We start from the raw sequence: 15,562 nt of genomic DNA, 5'->3' as shown, positions 1-15,562 counted from the left end.
CGTCAGCGCGAGACGTCCAGCGCGGCGGGTTCCCGAGGCTCGGACAAGGTGCGAGTCACGGCAAAGCTCACCTCGGCCCGTTCCCGGCGCGTGGGTGGCGGATCGATATCTCCCTTAGCGTCGGTCTGTCGGTTGCTGTCGGGTCTTGCGGTCTCTGTTTCCGGTAGCTCGGCGTCAGGCGGTGCATCAGGTGTGTTCCGGGTTTCCGGCGGGTCAAGGGCGACGCGTGCCTGACGTTCCAGCGGGCTTTCCTCGAACGCCGGGGGTGGGCCTGTCGGGCTGTCCCTGTCGGCCTGAACGCGGTCGGTCCGTTCGGAGGTTTCCTGGTCTCGAAGGCGCGACGCCACGGCTACCTGATCGGGGGCGTCCACGGCCAGCGCGGTTTCGGCCCTCAGGTTTCCGGCGGCCATTTCACCGATACTGCCCCGAGCGGTTTCAGGCGCGGGAGGCGCCGTGGTTTTGTTAGCTGTTGGCGGCGCGTTCGTGGCGGCCGGCTTGGGCGCCTGTGCTGGCATTGTAACGGACGGAATCATGCCCGGGTCCTCACAGAGACCCCCACCGTTCATGACCATATAGCTTGCAGGTAAAGAACGGGTTAATCAGGCGAAGGGGTAAGGGCTCTGCGGTAAAACGACGTCAGAAACTCCGACGCAGCTGTAAGATGCTCGTCGTCTGTCGGTTTCAGAATACCGCGGACCTGCGCGTCGAAATCGGCGTAGTGCTGGGTCGTGGCCCAGATCGAAAAGATCAGGTGCCGGGCATCCAGAGCCGCCAGTCGTCCGGCTTTCTGCCAGGCTTCGATCAGCGCTGCCTTTTCGTCCACGAGTTCCTTCAGAGGCCCTTCGATCTGGTCGATGATGCGGGGCGCACCCTGCACGATCTCGTTGGCGAACAAGCGGCTTTCCCGCGGGAACGCACGGCTCATCTCGAATTTCCGGAGCACGTAGCTCACGATTTCGTCGATCGGGTCGCCCGCCGGGTCAAGTTCGCGCAGGGGGTCCAGCCAGGTGTCCAGAAGGTGCGACAGAAGTTCGGTGTAAATCGCCTCCTTTGACGCGAAGTAATACAGCACGTTCGGTTTCGAAAGCCCGGCCTCGGACGCGATTTGGTCCAGGGTCGCCCCGCGGAATCCCTCGGTCGAGAAAACGCCAAGTGCTGCGTCCAGAATCGCCTCGCGATTTCGCTTCTGAATGCGTGTTTGCGGGCGTTCGACGTTCACGGCGGTCCTCTTCAAAGCTTCGCCCCGTGCCCGTTTTTCGCTCAGGAACAAGGCAGATGCCCATGCGGTTTGCAATTCCGGGACACTGCGCTTGACTGGCCCCTTTCCTCTGCTAGCGTGATCCTGACCAATTGGTCAAACATTTTGAGACCAGGTCCGAAAAGAGACCGAAGCCGGGGAGAAATGGGATGGCCGCACCAGCAGCAAACATGAAAGTCGATGGCGACCGCTTGTGGGACAGCCTGATGGAGATGGCCAAGATCGGCCCCGGCGTGGCGGGCGGAAATAACCGCCAGACCCTGACCGACGCTGATGCAGAGGGCCGTGCCCTGTTCCAGAAATGGTGCGAAGAGGCGGGCTGCACGATGGGTGTCGACAAGATGGGCAGCATGTTTGCCCGCCGCGAGGGCACCGACCCGGATGCATTGCCGGTCTACGTCGGATCTCACCTGGATACGCAGCCGACCGGCGGCAAATATGACGGCGTACTTGGCGTCCTCGGTGGGCTTGAGATCATTCGCACGCTGAACGATCTGGACATCAAGACCAAGCATCCGATCGTGGTCGTCAACTGGACAAATGAAGAGGGCACGCGGTTCGCGCCTGCCATGCTGGCCTCGGGCGTGTTTGCAGGACGCCACACGCTGGACTGGGCCTATGACAGGGTGGATGCAAAGGGGCTGAAATTCGGTGACGAATTGAAGCGGATCGGATGGGTCGGCGATGAGGAAGTCGGCGCGCGCGAGATGCACGCCATGTTCGAGTTGCATATCGAACAGGGCCCGATCCTGGAGGCCGAGGGCAAGGACATCGGGGTCGTCACCCACGGGCAGGGACTTCGCTGGATCGAATGCACGGTGACCGGCAAGGAAAGCCACACGGGCTCAACGCCCATGCACATGCGGAAGAACGCCGGGCGTGGCCTCGCTCTGGTGACCGAGCTGGTCCACGAGATCGCGATGAAAAACCAGCCCAACGCGGTGGGCGCGATCGGGCATATCGACGTCTATCCGAACAGCCGGAACATCATCCCCGGCAAGGTCGTTTTCACGGTGGATATGCGGACGCATATCCTCGACAAGCTCAATGGCATGGTCGATGAGTTCATGGAGCGGGCACCCAAGATTTGCGAAGAGATCGGGGTGACCTTCGAGGCCCAGATCGTCGGCCAGTTCGACCCGCCGGCCTTTGACGTCGGGTGCGTCAATGCGGTCCGGAACGCTGCCGAGCGGCTGGGGTATTCCCATATGGATATCGTCTCGGGTGCCGGTCACGATGCCTGCTGGATCAACGACGTCGCGCCGACGGCGATGGTGATGTGTCCCTGCGTCGACGGGCTTTCGCACAACGAGGCCGAGGAGATCTCGAAGGAGTGGGCCGCCGCGGGGGCGGATGTGCTGTTCCATGCGGTTGTCGAAACGGCGGAGATCGTGGAGTGAACGTGCCGAGAATTTTCTTAAGCGCTTGGCGGTTTCCCGGAAGGGAAATGGAGGGAGGAATTCTGTCATGAATGCGCCTGACACCCTGAATGAAACTCAAATCCGGATCGACCTGGCCGCGGCGATCCGTCTGTCCTGCAGGAACGAGTGGCACGAAGGTGTTGCGAACCACTTCTCGGCCGCCGTCAGCGCGGACGGCCGCAAGTTCCTGGTCAATCCACGCTGGGTTCACTGGTCACGCGTGAGGGCGTCGGATCTCGTACTCTGCGACGCCGACGACCCCGGAACCATGAATCGCCCGGACGCGCCGGACCCGTCGGCATGGTCGATACACTCGGCGCTTCACAGGAATCTGCCGCAGGCCCGTGTCGCGCTCCATATCCATCCGCCGCATGCGACTGCGCTTTGCGGGCTGAAGGACCCGATCATCAAGCCCATCGATCAGGTCACCGCGCGGTTCTTCAACCGTCTGGCCTATGACATGAGTTTCGGCGGCATCGCGACAGCGGAGGAGGAAGGCGAGCGTATTTCAAATGCCATCGGCGACAAGAAGGCGGTGATGATGGGCAACCACGGGGTGACCACGCTTGGAGACAGCGTGGCCGAGGCCTGGGATGCGCTTTATCACCTGGAACGTGCGGCAAAGACATTGTGGCTCGCCTATGCGACCGGCCGGGAGTTGAATGTCATGGGCGACAATCTTGCAGAGGAAACCGCGTCCGAGTGGGAAACCTACAAGGATGCCGAGTTCGCGCATTTCGCCGAGATGAAGCGGATCCTCGATCGTGAGGAACCGGACTACAAGGACTGAGACAGCCCCGGGGGCGCTGCCCCCGGACCCCCGGCATATTTGAGCCAAGAAGAAAGCCGGGACCACAAGGACATACGGGGAGTTTACCATGTCGACTGTGATCAAGAATGGAACCGTTGTGACGGCGGACCTGACCTATGAGGCCGATGTGCTTGTCGAAGGCGGCAAGATCGTCGAGATCGGTCAGGGGCTTAGAGGTGACGAGGAACTGGACGCGACCGGCTGCTACGTCATGCCCGGCGGCATCGATCCTCACACGCATCTGGAGATGCCGTTCATGGGGACATACTCGTCGGATGATTTCGAGAGCGGAACTCGGGCGGCTCTGTCGGGCGGTACGACGATGGTGGTGGATTTCGCTCTGCCGTCTCCCGGGCAGGGGCTCCATGATGCGCTTCAGATGTGGCACAACAAGTCGACGCGGGCCAATTGCGATTATTCCTATCACATGGCGGTCACCTGGTGGGGTGAGCAGGTTTTCAACGAGATGAAAACCGTGATCGAGAAGGAAGGCATCACCACATTCAAGCATTTCATGGCCTACAAGGGGGCTCTGATGGTGAACGACGACGAGATGTACGCGTCGTTCAAGCGGTTGGGCGAATTGGGTGGCATCGCGCTTGTTCACGCCGAAAACGGCGATGTCGTCGCCGAGCTGCAGGCCAAGCTGATGGCTGAGGGAAACACCGGGCCCGAAGCACATGCCTATTCGCGTCCCGCGCAGGTGGAAGGCGAGGCAACGAACCGGGCGATCATGATTGCCGACATGGCAGGGGTGCCGCTTTACGTGGTGCATACCTCTTGTGAAGAGGCGCACGAGGCGATCCGGCGGGCACGGATGCAAGGCAAGCGGGTCTGGGGCGAGCCGCTGATCCAGCATCTGACTCTGGACGAGACCGAGTACTTCAACAAGGACTGGGACCACGCGGCACAGCGCGTGATGTCGCCGCCTTTCCGTAACAAGCAGCATCAGGACAGCCTTTGGGCCGGTCTGCAATCGGGGTCTCTGTCGGTCGTCGCCACCGACCACTGCGCATTCACCACCGAGCAGAAGCGCTTCGGCGTGGGTGATTTCACCAAGATCCCCAACGGAACGGGCGGACTGGAGGATCGGATCCCGATGCTCTGGACCCATGGTGTTAGCACAGGAAGGTTAACGCCCAATGAATTCGTCGCGGTGACGTCGACGAATATCGCGAAGATCCTGAACACTTACCCGAAGAAGGGCGCAATCCTGGTAGGTGCGGATGCGGATATCCTTGTCCTCGATCCCGAGAAGGAGAAGACGATCAGCGCGAAGACCCAGCAATCCGCCATCGATTACAACGTCTTCGAAGGTCACAAGGTGAAGGGCTTGCCGCGCTTCGTGCTGACGCGCGGTCAGGTCGCCGTCTTCGATGGGGAAATCCGGACGCAGGAAGGGCATGGCGAATTCGTGAAGCGCAAGGCGAACAACCCGGTGAACAAGGCGCTGTCGTCGTGGAAGGAACTGACCGCGCCGAGGCCGGTCGAGCGTACGGGCATCCCGGCGACGGGGGTCTGATGGACGGAGGCACTGCGCCGGAAATTGCGGCGAGGAATGCTATGCAAAAGCCTGTGATTGAAGCGAAAAGCCTTTCGCTGACATTCCAGACGAATGATGGGCCGGTTCACGCGCTCAAGGACGTGAACCTGACGGTGGAGCGTGGGGATTTCGTGTCGTTCATCGGTCCGTCGGGCTGTGGGAAGACGACGTTTCTGAGGGCTGTGGCCGCTCTGGAGCATCCGACTGCCGGCACCTTGACGGTCAACGGAATGAGCCCGGATGAGGCAAGGAAAGCAAGGGCTTACGGCTATGTTTTTCAAGCAGCAGGTCTGTATCCGTGGCGGACGATCGCGGGGAACATCCGTTTGCCACTGGAGATCATGGGATACGCGAAATCCGAGATGGACACCCGCGTGAAAAATGTCCTGCAACTTGTTGATCTGGAAGGGTTTGGAAAAAAGTTCCCCTGGCAGTTGTCGGGGGGTATGCAGCAGCGGGCGTCGATTGCGCGGGCCCTGGCGTTCGACGCGGACATCCTGCTGATGGACGAACCCTTCGGAGCGCTGGACGAGATCGTGCGGGACCGGTTGAACGAGGAGCTTCTGAGCCTTTGGGAGAGGACCGGGAAAACCATCGGTTTCGTCACGCATTCGATCCCGGAAGCCGTTTATTTGTCTACGAAAATCGTGGTGATGAGCCCCCGGCCGGGGCGGATCACCGACGTGATCGAAAGCCCTTTGCCGAAGGAGCGGCCACTGGATATTCGCGATACGCCCGAGTTCATCGAGGTGGCCCACAGGGTGCGCGAAGGGCTGCGCGCGGGGCATGGGGACGAGCTGTGAGACGCGATCGGCAAAACGTATGCCAAACGTCGGCAAAACGTATGGCACGCGGTATGGCACCCTCATGAGCGACGCCGCGATCTCCCGGTCGGGTGGCCTCGGATGGATCGGGCTTCCTCTGGTCGGCGCCGTCTTGCCGGTGCTCACCGTGGTCGCCGCGATCCTTGCGCTCTGGTACGCGGCCTGTGTGCCGATGAACATCCACGGCACGGTCAACCTCGCCCGTCAGCACGGCTTCGAGGCAATGCCTCCGAACCGGGGCGAGCGTCGCGACATGGGAGCGTTCGCGCTTGCCGCGGCCAATCCGGTGGCCATCCCGTTCACGTGGAACGAGGAGAAACCACGTCTGCCGGCGCCGCACCAGGTTCTGTCCGAGCTTTGGACTACGGCGGTGATGGAGCCCGTTACGTCGAAGAAGAGCCTTGTCTTCCATGCGTGGGCGACACTTTCGGCGACGCTGCTCGGGTTCGCGATCGGTACCGGCCTGGGCGTCCTGCTGGCGGTGGGCATTGTGCACAACCGGGCCATGGACATGAGCGTTATGCCTTGGGCCATCGCGTCTCAGACCATTCCGATCCTGGCGATCGCGCCGATGGTGATCGTGGTTCTGGCCTCGGTCGGGTTGACAGGATTGCTGCCGAAGGCGCTGATCTCGGCCTATCTATCGTTCTTCCCGGTGGTTGTCGGCATGGTGAAGGGGCTGAGGTCGCCAGATGCCATGCAGCTTGATCTTCTGAAGACCTACAACGCCAGCAACGGCCAGACCTTCTGGCGGCTGAGGCTGCCGGCCTCGATGCCCTATCTCTTCGCCTCGCTCAAGATCGGTGCGGCGGCCTCGCTGGTCGGTGCCATCGTCGGTGAATTGCCGTCGGGCGGCGGGCAGGGGCTGGGCGCGCGGCTATTGGCGGGAAGTTATTACGGGCAGACGATCCAGATCTGGTCGGCGCTTTTCATGGCGGCGATCGTGGCCGCGTCGGTTGTGGGCATCATCGGGTTCGTCGAGCGCATGACGCTGAGACGGATGGGGATCAGGCCATGACCGTGACCTTGCCGGCGAGGAACGTTCTGATCGTGGGTCTGGCCGTTGTCCTGCTTGGGCTGGTGATGGACTGGAGGCTTGGATTTGTTCTGGCGGTCTGGCTGGGGCTTTGGGCGCTGAACGCCGTGATCTCGGAAAGCGGCGCAGGCTGGGCGCGTTATGTCGTGCCGGTTCTTTTCGGTCTGGCGCTGATCCTGCTTTGGGAACTGACGGTGAAGCTGTTCGACGTGCCGTTGGTGATCCTGCCGGCGCCAAGCGACATCGCCGCCAAGATCGCGACGACGACGGATCTTCTCTGGCAGGATTTTGTCCAGACGTTCGTGATGGGGGCGCTTTCGGGCTATGCCCTGGGCTGCACGACTGCCGTTCTGGTCGCGATCCTGGTGGACCGCTCTCCTTTCCTGCAGAAGGGTGTCCTGCCGGTCGGCAATTTCATGGCGGCGCTGCCCATCGTCGGCACCGCGCCGATCTTCGTCATGTGGTATGGGTTCGGATGGCAGTCGAAGGCGGCGGTGGTCTTTACCATGGTTTTCTTCCCGATGCTGGTGAACACGGTGGCGGGCCTGAAAGAGGCGAGCGTTATGCAGAAGGACCTTATGCGCACCTATGCCGCCGGCTACTGGCAGACGCTTCTCAAGCTGCGGTTGCCGGCCGCGATGCCGTTCATCTTCAACGGGCTCAAGATATCATCTACTCTGGCTTTGATCGGTGCGATCGTGGCGGAGTTCTTCGGCTCGCCCATCGTGGGCATGGGATTCCGGATTTCGACCAGTGTCGGGCAACTGGCCCTTGATATGGTCTGGGCAGAGATTGCGGTCGCCGCCTTGGCGGGATCGCTGTTTTACGGGGCGGTGGCCCTTATCGAGCGCTGGGTGACCTTCTGGCACCCGTCACAGAGAAAATGAGTTCAACTGAGTTCAACAATGGGAGTTAAGACAATGAAAACCGTACTGAGCGCCGCACTGGCGCTGGGTCTGAGCGCCGGTGCGGCGCTGGCCGGCTCGCACGCAGACAGCGTCACGTTGCAGTTGAAGTGGGTCACGCAGGCCCAGTTCGCGGGCTATTTCGTGGCCAAGGACAAGGGCTTCTACGAAGAAGAGGGTCTGGACGTCACGATCAAGCCGGGTGGTCCCGACATCGCGCCCGAGCAAGTCATTGCCGGCGGCGGCGCTGATGTGATCACCACCTGGATGGCCGCCGGTCTGGCTGCGCGCGAGCGCGGAGTGCCGCTGGTCAACATCGCCCAGCCCTTTAAGCGGGGCGGGCTTCAGGTGAACTGCCTCAAGGAAAACGGCATTGCCACCACGGATGACTTCGTTGGCAAGACGATGGGTGTCTGGTTCTTCGGCAACGAGTATCCGTTCTATGCGTGGATGGCCTCGCTTGGAATCGAGACCGATGGCGCGGACGACAATGGCGTGACCGTTATCAAGCAGGCCTTCAGCGCGGATCCGCTGCTGCAAGGTCAGGCAGACTGCATCTCGACCATGACCTACAACGAGTACCGTCAGATCCTACAGGGTGGCATCGGCGAGGACGAACTGGTCACCTTCAACTATCTCGAAGAAGGTTTCGGCATGCTGGAGGACGGCCTCTATGTTCTCGAAGACAACCTTGCCGACGAGGCCTTCAAGGACAAGATGGTCCGCTTCGTGCGTGCCTCGATGAAGGGCTGGGACTATGCCCGCCAGAACCCGGAAGAGGCGGCTCAGATCGTTCTGGACAACGATGAGACCGGTGCCCAGACGCTTGACCACCAGGTCTACATGATGGGCGAGGTGAACAAGCTGACCGAGGGGTCCACCGGAGCGCTTGACCCGGCCGACTATGAGCAGACGGTGCAGACGCTGCTGAAGGCCGTCAGCCCCGACAACCCGGCCATCACCAAGGAGCCGACCGGTGCATGGACCAGCGAGATCACGGATGCGGCTTTGAACTAAGCCATCTCGGTTGATTGAGTGGGGCGCGGCGCGAGGGTGCCGCGCCCTTTTTCTATTCCGGTTTCGGTGCCGAAGCACACCATTGCCGGCAATTCTTCGCTGGTCCCGAAATCGGGGCTTTGGGAACGGGGGAACTCGCGTTTATGTTGTGCGGCAGAGCGTGGAGCAACCACGCCGAGGCAGGAAAACGAGTAGATCACCATGACGGAAGTGCTGAAAATGGCCCTTCGCGGGGCCGAGCATCGCCGCCATGCGCTTACAATCTGGAAGCGTTGGTGGCGCAGAGCTCTTTGAATGCGGAAGGGTCACGCTGAAAGGCGTGGCCCTTTTCACATGCGTGTGCGGCGTGCGCATCGTGCAACGGTTGTTCGTCAAGAGGTCCCGGAGCCTTCTTTTTGTCAGATTTGTCCGGCAATTGCCCGGATGATGTAAGACGAAGGGTGAGCGCATGCTTGGAAAGCTGATGGGCCGGAAGAAGAAGTCCGGCGAGAAAGCCGAACGCGGTTCGACCGTTGAAGACAAAGCCATTATTCACCAGTCGGTGCCGGACGAGGTGCTTTACCCGGACCGGCCTGCGCCGAGTGCTGCCGATATGTCGTGGCTGGACAGGGGATCTGCCAAGGATACGGCGGAGACGCCATCCGCGCAGGAAGTTCCGGTCGCAAGTGTCGGGACCGCGCCGATTGCACCCGTGCCTCCTGTTGCCAGACGGAATCCCGTTCCTGCGCCGAAGCCGCGCGTCGAGACCAAACCACTCGCTGCCAGGATCCCAGATCAGGCGCCGAATGCCAGCTCGGAAGGCCGGCCTCGCTATCCTTACGGCTGGCTCGTCGTCGTCGAAGGGCCGGGTACGGGGGAATGGTTTCCCCTGGAGCGGGGGCGGACCCTTATTGGCCGGGCCCCTGGGCATACAGTACAGCTTGACTTCGGAGACGCGGGTATCGCCGCCGATTGCCACACGGAGTTGGGGTATGACGAGGAACGCCACGGCTTTGTCGTGCAGAGCGATACCGGCTTTCGGGTGAACGGTGTCGAACGGAACGGCGCGATGCCGCTGCGCGATGGTGACGTCTTCACGGTCTCGGGGACCAGTCTGAGACTGGTCGCTCTCTGCAGCCAGAATTTTCACTGGGCCGAGCATATCGCCGCCGAGTGAACTCAGCGCGTGACTGGATCGAGCCCCGCGCTGTCGATCTTGAGACTCAGGTGGTCGTGACCCGCGCCAGACGCGCAAGCCAGTCTTGCAAGAGAGAGTGGGATACCTCGGGACGTTTCCGCGTCAGTCGCCCATGACCGGCTGCGTCCAGCACGGCGATCGTGCTGCGGGGATACCGGGGAAGCAGATCGATGGGATCGAGGTATCCCGACAAACTGTCCTGCCGGCCCGCAACAATCAGGCTGGGGCCGTCGAAGGTGGTGTGCTCCATCTCTTTTGCAAAGGAGAACTCGAAGTACCAGGCAACCCGGGCTTCCTGATCGGGAGCCCAAAGCTCGATCGCTGGCAGTTTCGTGCGCCGGGTCTTTCCGACGATGTCCCGGTTCTGCACGACCATGAAGACATCGAACCTTCCGATCTCGTCTTCCTGGAGTTCAGTGCGGATTGTCGGATCCTGTTCGCAAACCTCGTGCGCCGGGCTTAGCCCATGCCCCGGCAAGTCGACGTAGATGCGCTGCCATCCGGGGCAGGTCTCGAAGATGGGTTCGAGCGCTTTCATCATGTGGCGATGATAGACACGCTCTCCCGTGGAGGATCAGAAGCTGTGGTTCGTCTCCGACGGCGATGTGATGCAGCATCCGATTGCTCGGAAAATCCCGTCCCCAACCATTCTGTCCCGCCGAGGGAGGGCGGGTCAAACGGAACGGATGCAGGCATTTCGGGCGTGTCGGATCAAGGCTCAGTTGGCTAAGAGATGCGACTGTCGATGAAAAAGCCCGCATCGGAGTGATGCGGGCTTTTCCGAAGTCTATTTCCGGTCCGTCAGCCCCGGTTCATCCGGTTTGCAATCAGGTCGTCAACCACTTCGGGTTCGGCGAGTGTCGAGGTGTCGCCCAGAGATCCATAGTCGTTCTCTGCGATCTTCCTGAGGATGCGGCGCATGATCTTGCCCGAACGGGTCTTGGGAAGACCCGGCGCGAACTGGATCAGGTCCGGCTTGGCGATCGGTCCGATATCGGTGCGAACCCAGGTTTCGAGTTCCTTGCGGAGCTCTTCCGAGGGTTGCTCGCCGCCCATCAGCGTCACGTAGGCATAGATGCCCTGACCCTTGATCGGGTGCGGATAGCCCACAACGGCGGCCTCGGCGACCTTCTCGTGCGCGACGAGTGAGGACTCGACCTCGGCGGTGCCCATCCGGTGGCCGGAGACGTTGATCACGTCATCGACGCGGCCGGTAATCCAGTAGTAGCCATCGGCGTCGCGGCGGCAGCCGTCGCCTGAGAAGTAGTATCCCTTGTAGTCGGAGAAATACGTTTTCTCGAAGCGTTCATGGTCGCCCCAGACGGTCCGCATCTGGGCTGGCCAGCTGTCCTTTATGCAGAGCACGCCTTCGGCTTCGGTCGTGGTGATCTCGGCGCCCGACTGGGGGTCGAGGATCACCGGCTGGACACCGAAGAAGGGCAGGGTGGCCGAACCTGGCTTGGTCGGGATCGCGCCGGGAAGTGGCGTCAGCAGGTGGCCGCCGGTTTCGGTTTGCCACCAGGTGTCGACGATGGGCACGTTTCCGTGGCCCACGGTCTCGTGATACCAGTGCCAAGCTTCGGGGTTGATCGGCTCGCCGACCGTTCCGAGCACCTTCAGGGACGAAAGATCGTAGGGTTCGACGAATTGCGTTCCCTTGCCCATCAGCGCGCGGATGGCGGTGGGGGCGGTGTAGAACTGGTTGACCTTGTGTTTTTCGCAGACAGCCCAGAAACGGCCCGCGTCGGGGTAGGTCGGCACGCCTTCGAACATGAGCGTGGTCGCGCCGTTCGCGAGAGGTCCATAGACAATGTAGCTGTGGCCCGTGACCCAGCCGACGTCGGCGGTGCACCAGAAGATATCGCCGTCGTGATAGTCGAAGACGTATTCATGCGTCATCGACGCGAAGACGAGATAGCCGCCTGTCGTGTGCACGACACCCTTCGGCTGGCCAGTGGATCCCGATGTGTAGAGGATGAAGAGCGGGTCTTCCGCGTTCATCTCTTCCGGCGGGCAGTCGGTGGAGACGCCGTCTTCCATTTCGTGCAGCCAGAAATCGCGGCCGTCCTTCATCTCGACCGAGCCACCGGTGCGCTGCACGACCAGCATCTTGACGTCGCCTTCGATCTTGCCGAATGCCTTGTCGGCATTGGCCTTCAAGGGCGTGTTGCGGCCGCCGCGGGGGGCTTCGTCTGCGGTGATGACGACCTTGCCCTGGCACTGGTTCACCCGTGCGGCCAGCGCATCGGGCGAGAAGCCGGCAAAGACGATCGAGTGGATCGCCCCGATCCGGGCACAGGCCAGCATCGCATAGGCGGCTTGCGGGATCATCGGCAGGTACAGAACCACGCGGTCACCCTTGCTGACGCCCATTTTCTTGAGAACGTTGGCAAATTTGCAGACCTCGGCATGAAGTTGCCTGTAGGTGATATGCGCCGCTTCGGCGTTCGGATCGTCCGGTTCCCAGATGATCGCGGTCTGGTCGCCGCGTGTCGCAACATGCCGGTCGATACAGTTCGCGGCGACGTTCAGGGTGCCGTCCTCGAACCAGCGGATGTCGATGTTGCCGGGTTTGAAGCTGGTGTTCTTCACCTTAGTGTACGGCTTGATCCAGTCGATCCGCTTTCCTTCACGGCCCCAGAAGCTTTCCGGGTCTTCTATGGATTCCTTGTACATCGCGTCGTATTTCGCGCGGTCGGCGTGGGCATTCGCGGACATCTCCTTGTCCGGCCAATACATGCCGTCATGCTGGTCCAGCATTCCTTCCTCCGTTTGTCGTTTTGCCGCGCGCCGGTTCCGGGCCGGCGCGCTGAAGTCAGATCGCGAGGTACTTGGCGCGCAGCGCCTCGTCTTCGAGTACCTTTTGCGCAGAATCGTCGTAGACGACTTGACCCGTATCAAGGATGACCGCCCGGTCGGCGAGTTTCAGCGCCGCCACAGCGTTCTGCTCCACGATGATGGTGGTGATGCCCTGATCGCGGATAACGTTCAGCGTCTTAGCGATTTCTTGCACGATGACGGGGGCGAGGCCCTCGTAGGGTTCGTCGAGCAGGAGCACCTTGATGTCACGGGCCAGCGCGCGGGCAATGGCCAGCATCTGCTGCTCACCACCCGACAGTGTCACGCCGTCCTGTGTCCGGCGCTCGCCGAGACGCGGGAACAGGTCGTAGATGCGTTCGAGCGACCAGCCGATCGGCGGGGCGATCTGGGCCAGCTTCAGGTTCTCTTCCACCGTCAGGCCAGGGATGATCCGGCGATCTTCGGGCACGAGTGCGATACCGGACTGGGCCGCTTCGTAGCTGGTCATGCTGTGGAGGGGCTTGTGATCGAGCCAGATCTCGCCATGACGCAGTTCCGGATTGTCCATCCGCGCGATGGCGCGAAGCGTCGAGGTCTTGCCGGCGCCGTTCCGGCCGAGCAGGGCAAGGATCTCGCCTTCGTGCACGTTGAAGCTGACGTCCTGGACGATATAGCTCTCGCCGTAGTAGGCCTCGATGTTCCAGACCGAGAGATAGGCCGGGGCGGTCGCCGCGTGATTGGCGTTCGGGTTGAACGGTTTTTCGTCGAGCATGGTTTGCCCTCCCTTAGTGCGCCGACTCGCCGAGATACGCTTCCTGTACCTTCGGGTTGCCCTTGATGTTGTCCGGCGTGTCTTCGACCAGGGGCGTGCCCTGTGCCAGAACCGTGATGCGTTCGGCCAGCGAAAAGACCACGTGCATGTCGTGTTCGATGATGCACATGGTGATGTCGCGCTTGGACTTGATTTCCTTCAGGAGGTCGATCGTGTTGTTGGTGTCGGCCCGTGCCATACCTGCGGTCGGCTCATCGAGCAGCAGCAGTTTAGGCTCCTGCACAAGGCACATCGCCATTTCGAGACGCCGCTTGTCGCCGCGTGACATCGAGGCCGAGTGCATGTGCCGCTTGTCGATCATGTTGACGTCTTCCAGCATGGATTCGGCCCTTTCGATCAACTCCTTCTCGTTTGAGAAGCTTTCGAAGGCATGCAGCCGGAACGCTCCGTCGCGCCTTGCGAAGCAGGGGATCATCATGTTCTCCATCACGGTCAGATCGCCGAAGATCTCGGGCGTCTGGAACACGCGGCTGATGCCCATCTGGTTGATCTCGTGGGGCTTGCGCCCCAGCACCGACTGGCCGTCGAACATGACCGAGCCCGTGTCGGGGATCAGTTTGCCGACAAGGCAGTTGAGCAGTGTCGATTTGCCCGCGCCGTTCGGTCCGATGATCGCATGAACGGTGTTTTCCTCGACCGAGAGGTTCACGTTGCCTAGCGCCTGAAGGCCACCGAAGCGCTTGTTGACACCTTTGACTTCAAGAATTCCCATCGAAATATCTCCTTATTCCGCAGGTGTCTTGGCGGCGGCGTCGGCCGCATCGGACTTGGCCTTGCGGCCAATTCCGATGAGACGTCCGATCCGCTGGCCGCCCTCGACGAGGCCGCCGGGCAGGAAGATGACGACCAGCATGAAGAGGATGCCAAGCGTCAGGTGCCAGCCTTTGCCCACGAAGGGGTGGATGACCGTGACCAGGAGGTCTTCGATCCCGTCAGGCATGAACGAGAACCACTGGTGCAACACGTTGTCGTTGATCTTCGAGAAGATGTTCTCGAAGTACTTGATGAAGCCCGCACCGAGGATCGGTCCGACGAGCGTGCCCGCGCCGCCGAGAATGGTCATCAGGACAACCGCGCCGGATTCCGTCCAGAACATCCGTTCGCCGCCCGCCAGTGGGTCCATCGCCGCGAGGAGAGCTCCGGCAAGGCCGGCATACATGCCCGAGATCACGAAGGCCGCAAGCGTGTAGGGCCGCGAGTTCAGGCCGGTGTAGTTCATACGCTGCTGGTTCGACTTGACCGCGCGCAGCATCATCCCGAAAGGCGAACGGAAGATGCGGATCGCAAGGTAGAACATCGCAAGGAAGATCACGCCGCAGAAGTAGTAACCGAAGTTGAACGTCCACTCCCACGCGCCGAAGTCGATGACCTTGCTGGAAGCCATCTGGAACCCGAAGAAATGCGTGTTCTGTGGGTCGCCCGCGCCGAGGAGGTATTGCGGATCGTTCGAGTATACCTGGAGGCCGGTTTCGCCGTTCGTCACCGTCGTGCCGACGAAGCGGCCGATCAGGTCGGAATAGGCGATCCGGTAACACATCTCGGCGAAGGCCAGCGTCAGGATCGAGAAGTAAATGCCCGAGCGCCGCAGCGAGATGTAGCCGATCACCAGAGCGAAGAGGCCGGAGACCACGATCGCGAGAATGATGCCGGGCAGGACGTTGAAGCTGAGGAGCTTGTACATCCATACCGTGGCGTAGGAACCTATCCCGAGGAAGGCCGCGTGGCCGAAGGAGAGATAACCCGTGAGCCCGAAGAGGATGTTGAAGCCGATCGCGAAGATCCCGAAGATCAGGAACCGCTGCATCAGGTCCGGGTAACCCGCGTTGAACTGGGCAAGGCCGCTGTCCGCCGGGAAGGGGTTTAGGATGATCGGCGCACAGATCGCCATGATCACAACGATGACGAACAGCGTCAGGTCTTTTTTATTAAGCCCCAGCAT

General features: G+C 61.4%; 15 protein-coding genes. 8 read left to right on the top strand and 7 right to left on the bottom strand.

Annotation, left to right across the window (positions count from 1 at the left end; translation table 11 throughout):
• Positions 1 to 2: 2 nt before the first annotated feature.
• Positions 3 to 410 (bottom strand): hypothetical protein, encoded by a 408-nt coding sequence (locus tag ACKLNI_RS16080; protein ID WP_413720107.1) that lies wholly within the window; start codon positions 408 to 410, stop codon positions 3 to 5.
• Positions 411 to 595: 185 nt separating this feature from the next.
• Positions 596 to 1,219 carry a TetR family transcriptional regulator C-terminal domain-containing protein gene (locus tag ACKLNI_RS16075; protein WP_413720106.1) on the bottom strand — a complete coding sequence of 208 codons (624 nt, stop codon included), beginning with the start codon at positions 1,217 to 1,219 and terminating at the stop codon, positions 596 to 598.
• A gap of 188 nt (positions 1,220 to 1,407) precedes the next feature.
• On the opposite strand from ACKLNI_RS16075, the gene ACKLNI_RS16070 reads away from it, so the two are divergent.
• From ACKLNI_RS16070 to ACKLNI_RS16035, 8 genes are all read left to right on the top strand, one after another.
• On the top strand, positions 1,408 to 2,658 hold the full coding sequence (locus ACKLNI_RS16070) for a Zn-dependent hydrolase (RefSeq protein ID WP_413720105.1): 1,251 nt from the start codon (positions 1,408 to 1,410) through the stop codon (positions 2,656 to 2,658).
• Positions 2,659 to 2,725: 67 nt separating this feature from the next.
• Entirely contained in the window at positions 2,726 to 3,469 is a 744-nt protein-coding gene (locus ACKLNI_RS16065; protein ID WP_413720104.1) for a class II aldolase/adducin family protein, read from the top strand.
• An 88-nt stretch (positions 3,470 to 3,557) separates the two neighbouring features.
• Positions 3,558 to 5,012 (top strand): dihydropyrimidinase, encoded by a 1,455-nt coding sequence (gene hydA / locus ACKLNI_RS16060; RefSeq protein ID WP_413720103.1) that lies wholly within the window; start codon positions 3,558 to 3,560, stop codon positions 5,010 to 5,012.
• 41 nt (positions 5,013 to 5,053) lie between these two features.
• A complete protein-coding gene (locus tag ACKLNI_RS16055) occupies positions 5,054 to 5,836 on the top strand; it encodes an ABC transporter ATP-binding protein (protein WP_413720102.1) in 783 nt (260 codons plus the stop codon).
• A 64-nt stretch (positions 5,837 to 5,900) separates the two neighbouring features.
• Positions 5,901 to 6,875 (top strand): ABC transporter permease, encoded by a 975-nt coding sequence (locus ACKLNI_RS16050; RefSeq protein ID WP_413720101.1) that lies wholly within the window; start codon positions 5,901 to 5,903, stop codon positions 6,873 to 6,875.
• A gap of 65 nt (positions 6,876 to 6,940) precedes the next feature.
• The gene (locus ACKLNI_RS16045) at positions 6,941 to 7,780 is read left to right on the top strand and encodes an ABC transporter permease (RefSeq protein ID WP_413720363.1); all 840 of its coding nucleotides are present in this window, start codon (positions 6,941 to 6,943) and stop codon (positions 7,778 to 7,780) included.
• 33 nt (positions 7,781 to 7,813) lie between these two features.
• A complete protein-coding gene (locus ACKLNI_RS16040; protein WP_413720100.1) occupies positions 7,814 to 8,815 on the top strand; it encodes an ABC transporter substrate-binding protein in 1,002 nt (333 codons plus the stop codon).
• Positions 8,816 to 9,263: 448 nt separating this feature from the next.
• Positions 9,264 to 9,971, top strand: coding sequence for an FHA domain-containing protein (locus tag ACKLNI_RS16035; protein ID WP_413720099.1), 708 nt, complete (start codon positions 9,264 to 9,266; stop codon positions 9,969 to 9,971).
• A 46-nt stretch (positions 9,972 to 10,017) separates the two neighbouring features.
• Here the strand turns inward: ACKLNI_RS16035 and ACKLNI_RS16030 are convergent, their stop codons facing one another.
• From ACKLNI_RS16030 to ACKLNI_RS16010, 5 genes are all read right to left on the bottom strand, one after another.
• Positions 10,018 to 10,533 carry an alpha/beta fold hydrolase gene (locus ACKLNI_RS16030; RefSeq protein ID WP_413720098.1) on the bottom strand — a complete coding sequence of 172 codons (516 nt, stop codon included), beginning with the start codon at positions 10,531 to 10,533 and terminating at the stop codon, positions 10,018 to 10,020.
• Between the two features lie 260 nt (positions 10,534 to 10,793).
• Entirely contained in the window at positions 10,794 to 12,752 is a 1,959-nt protein-coding gene (gene acs, locus ACKLNI_RS16025) for an acetate--CoA ligase (RefSeq protein ID WP_413720097.1), read from the bottom strand.
• 55 nt (positions 12,753 to 12,807) lie between these two features.
• Positions 12,808 to 13,563: an ABC transporter ATP-binding protein gene (locus ACKLNI_RS16020; protein WP_413720096.1), complete on the bottom strand. Its 756-nt coding sequence runs from the start codon at positions 13,561 to 13,563 to the stop codon at positions 12,808 to 12,810.
• 13 nt (positions 13,564 to 13,576) lie between these two features.
• A complete protein-coding gene (locus tag ACKLNI_RS16015; protein WP_413720095.1) occupies positions 13,577 to 14,335 on the bottom strand; it encodes an ABC transporter ATP-binding protein in 759 nt (252 codons plus the stop codon).
• A 12-nt stretch (positions 14,336 to 14,347) separates the two neighbouring features.
• The gene (locus tag ACKLNI_RS16010; RefSeq protein WP_413720094.1) at positions 14,348 to 15,562 is read right to left on the bottom strand and encodes a branched-chain amino acid ABC transporter permease; all 1,215 of its coding nucleotides are present in this window, start codon (positions 15,560 to 15,562) and stop codon (positions 14,348 to 14,350) included.

Origin of the sequence: Silicimonas lutimaris (assembly GCF_047314965.1) — a bacterium.
In the GTDB taxonomy this organism is placed as follows: domain Bacteria; phylum Pseudomonadota; class Alphaproteobacteria; order Rhodobacterales; family Rhodobacteraceae; genus JAVJUV01.
This window is presented reverse-complemented; position numbering and strand designations above follow the sequence as displayed.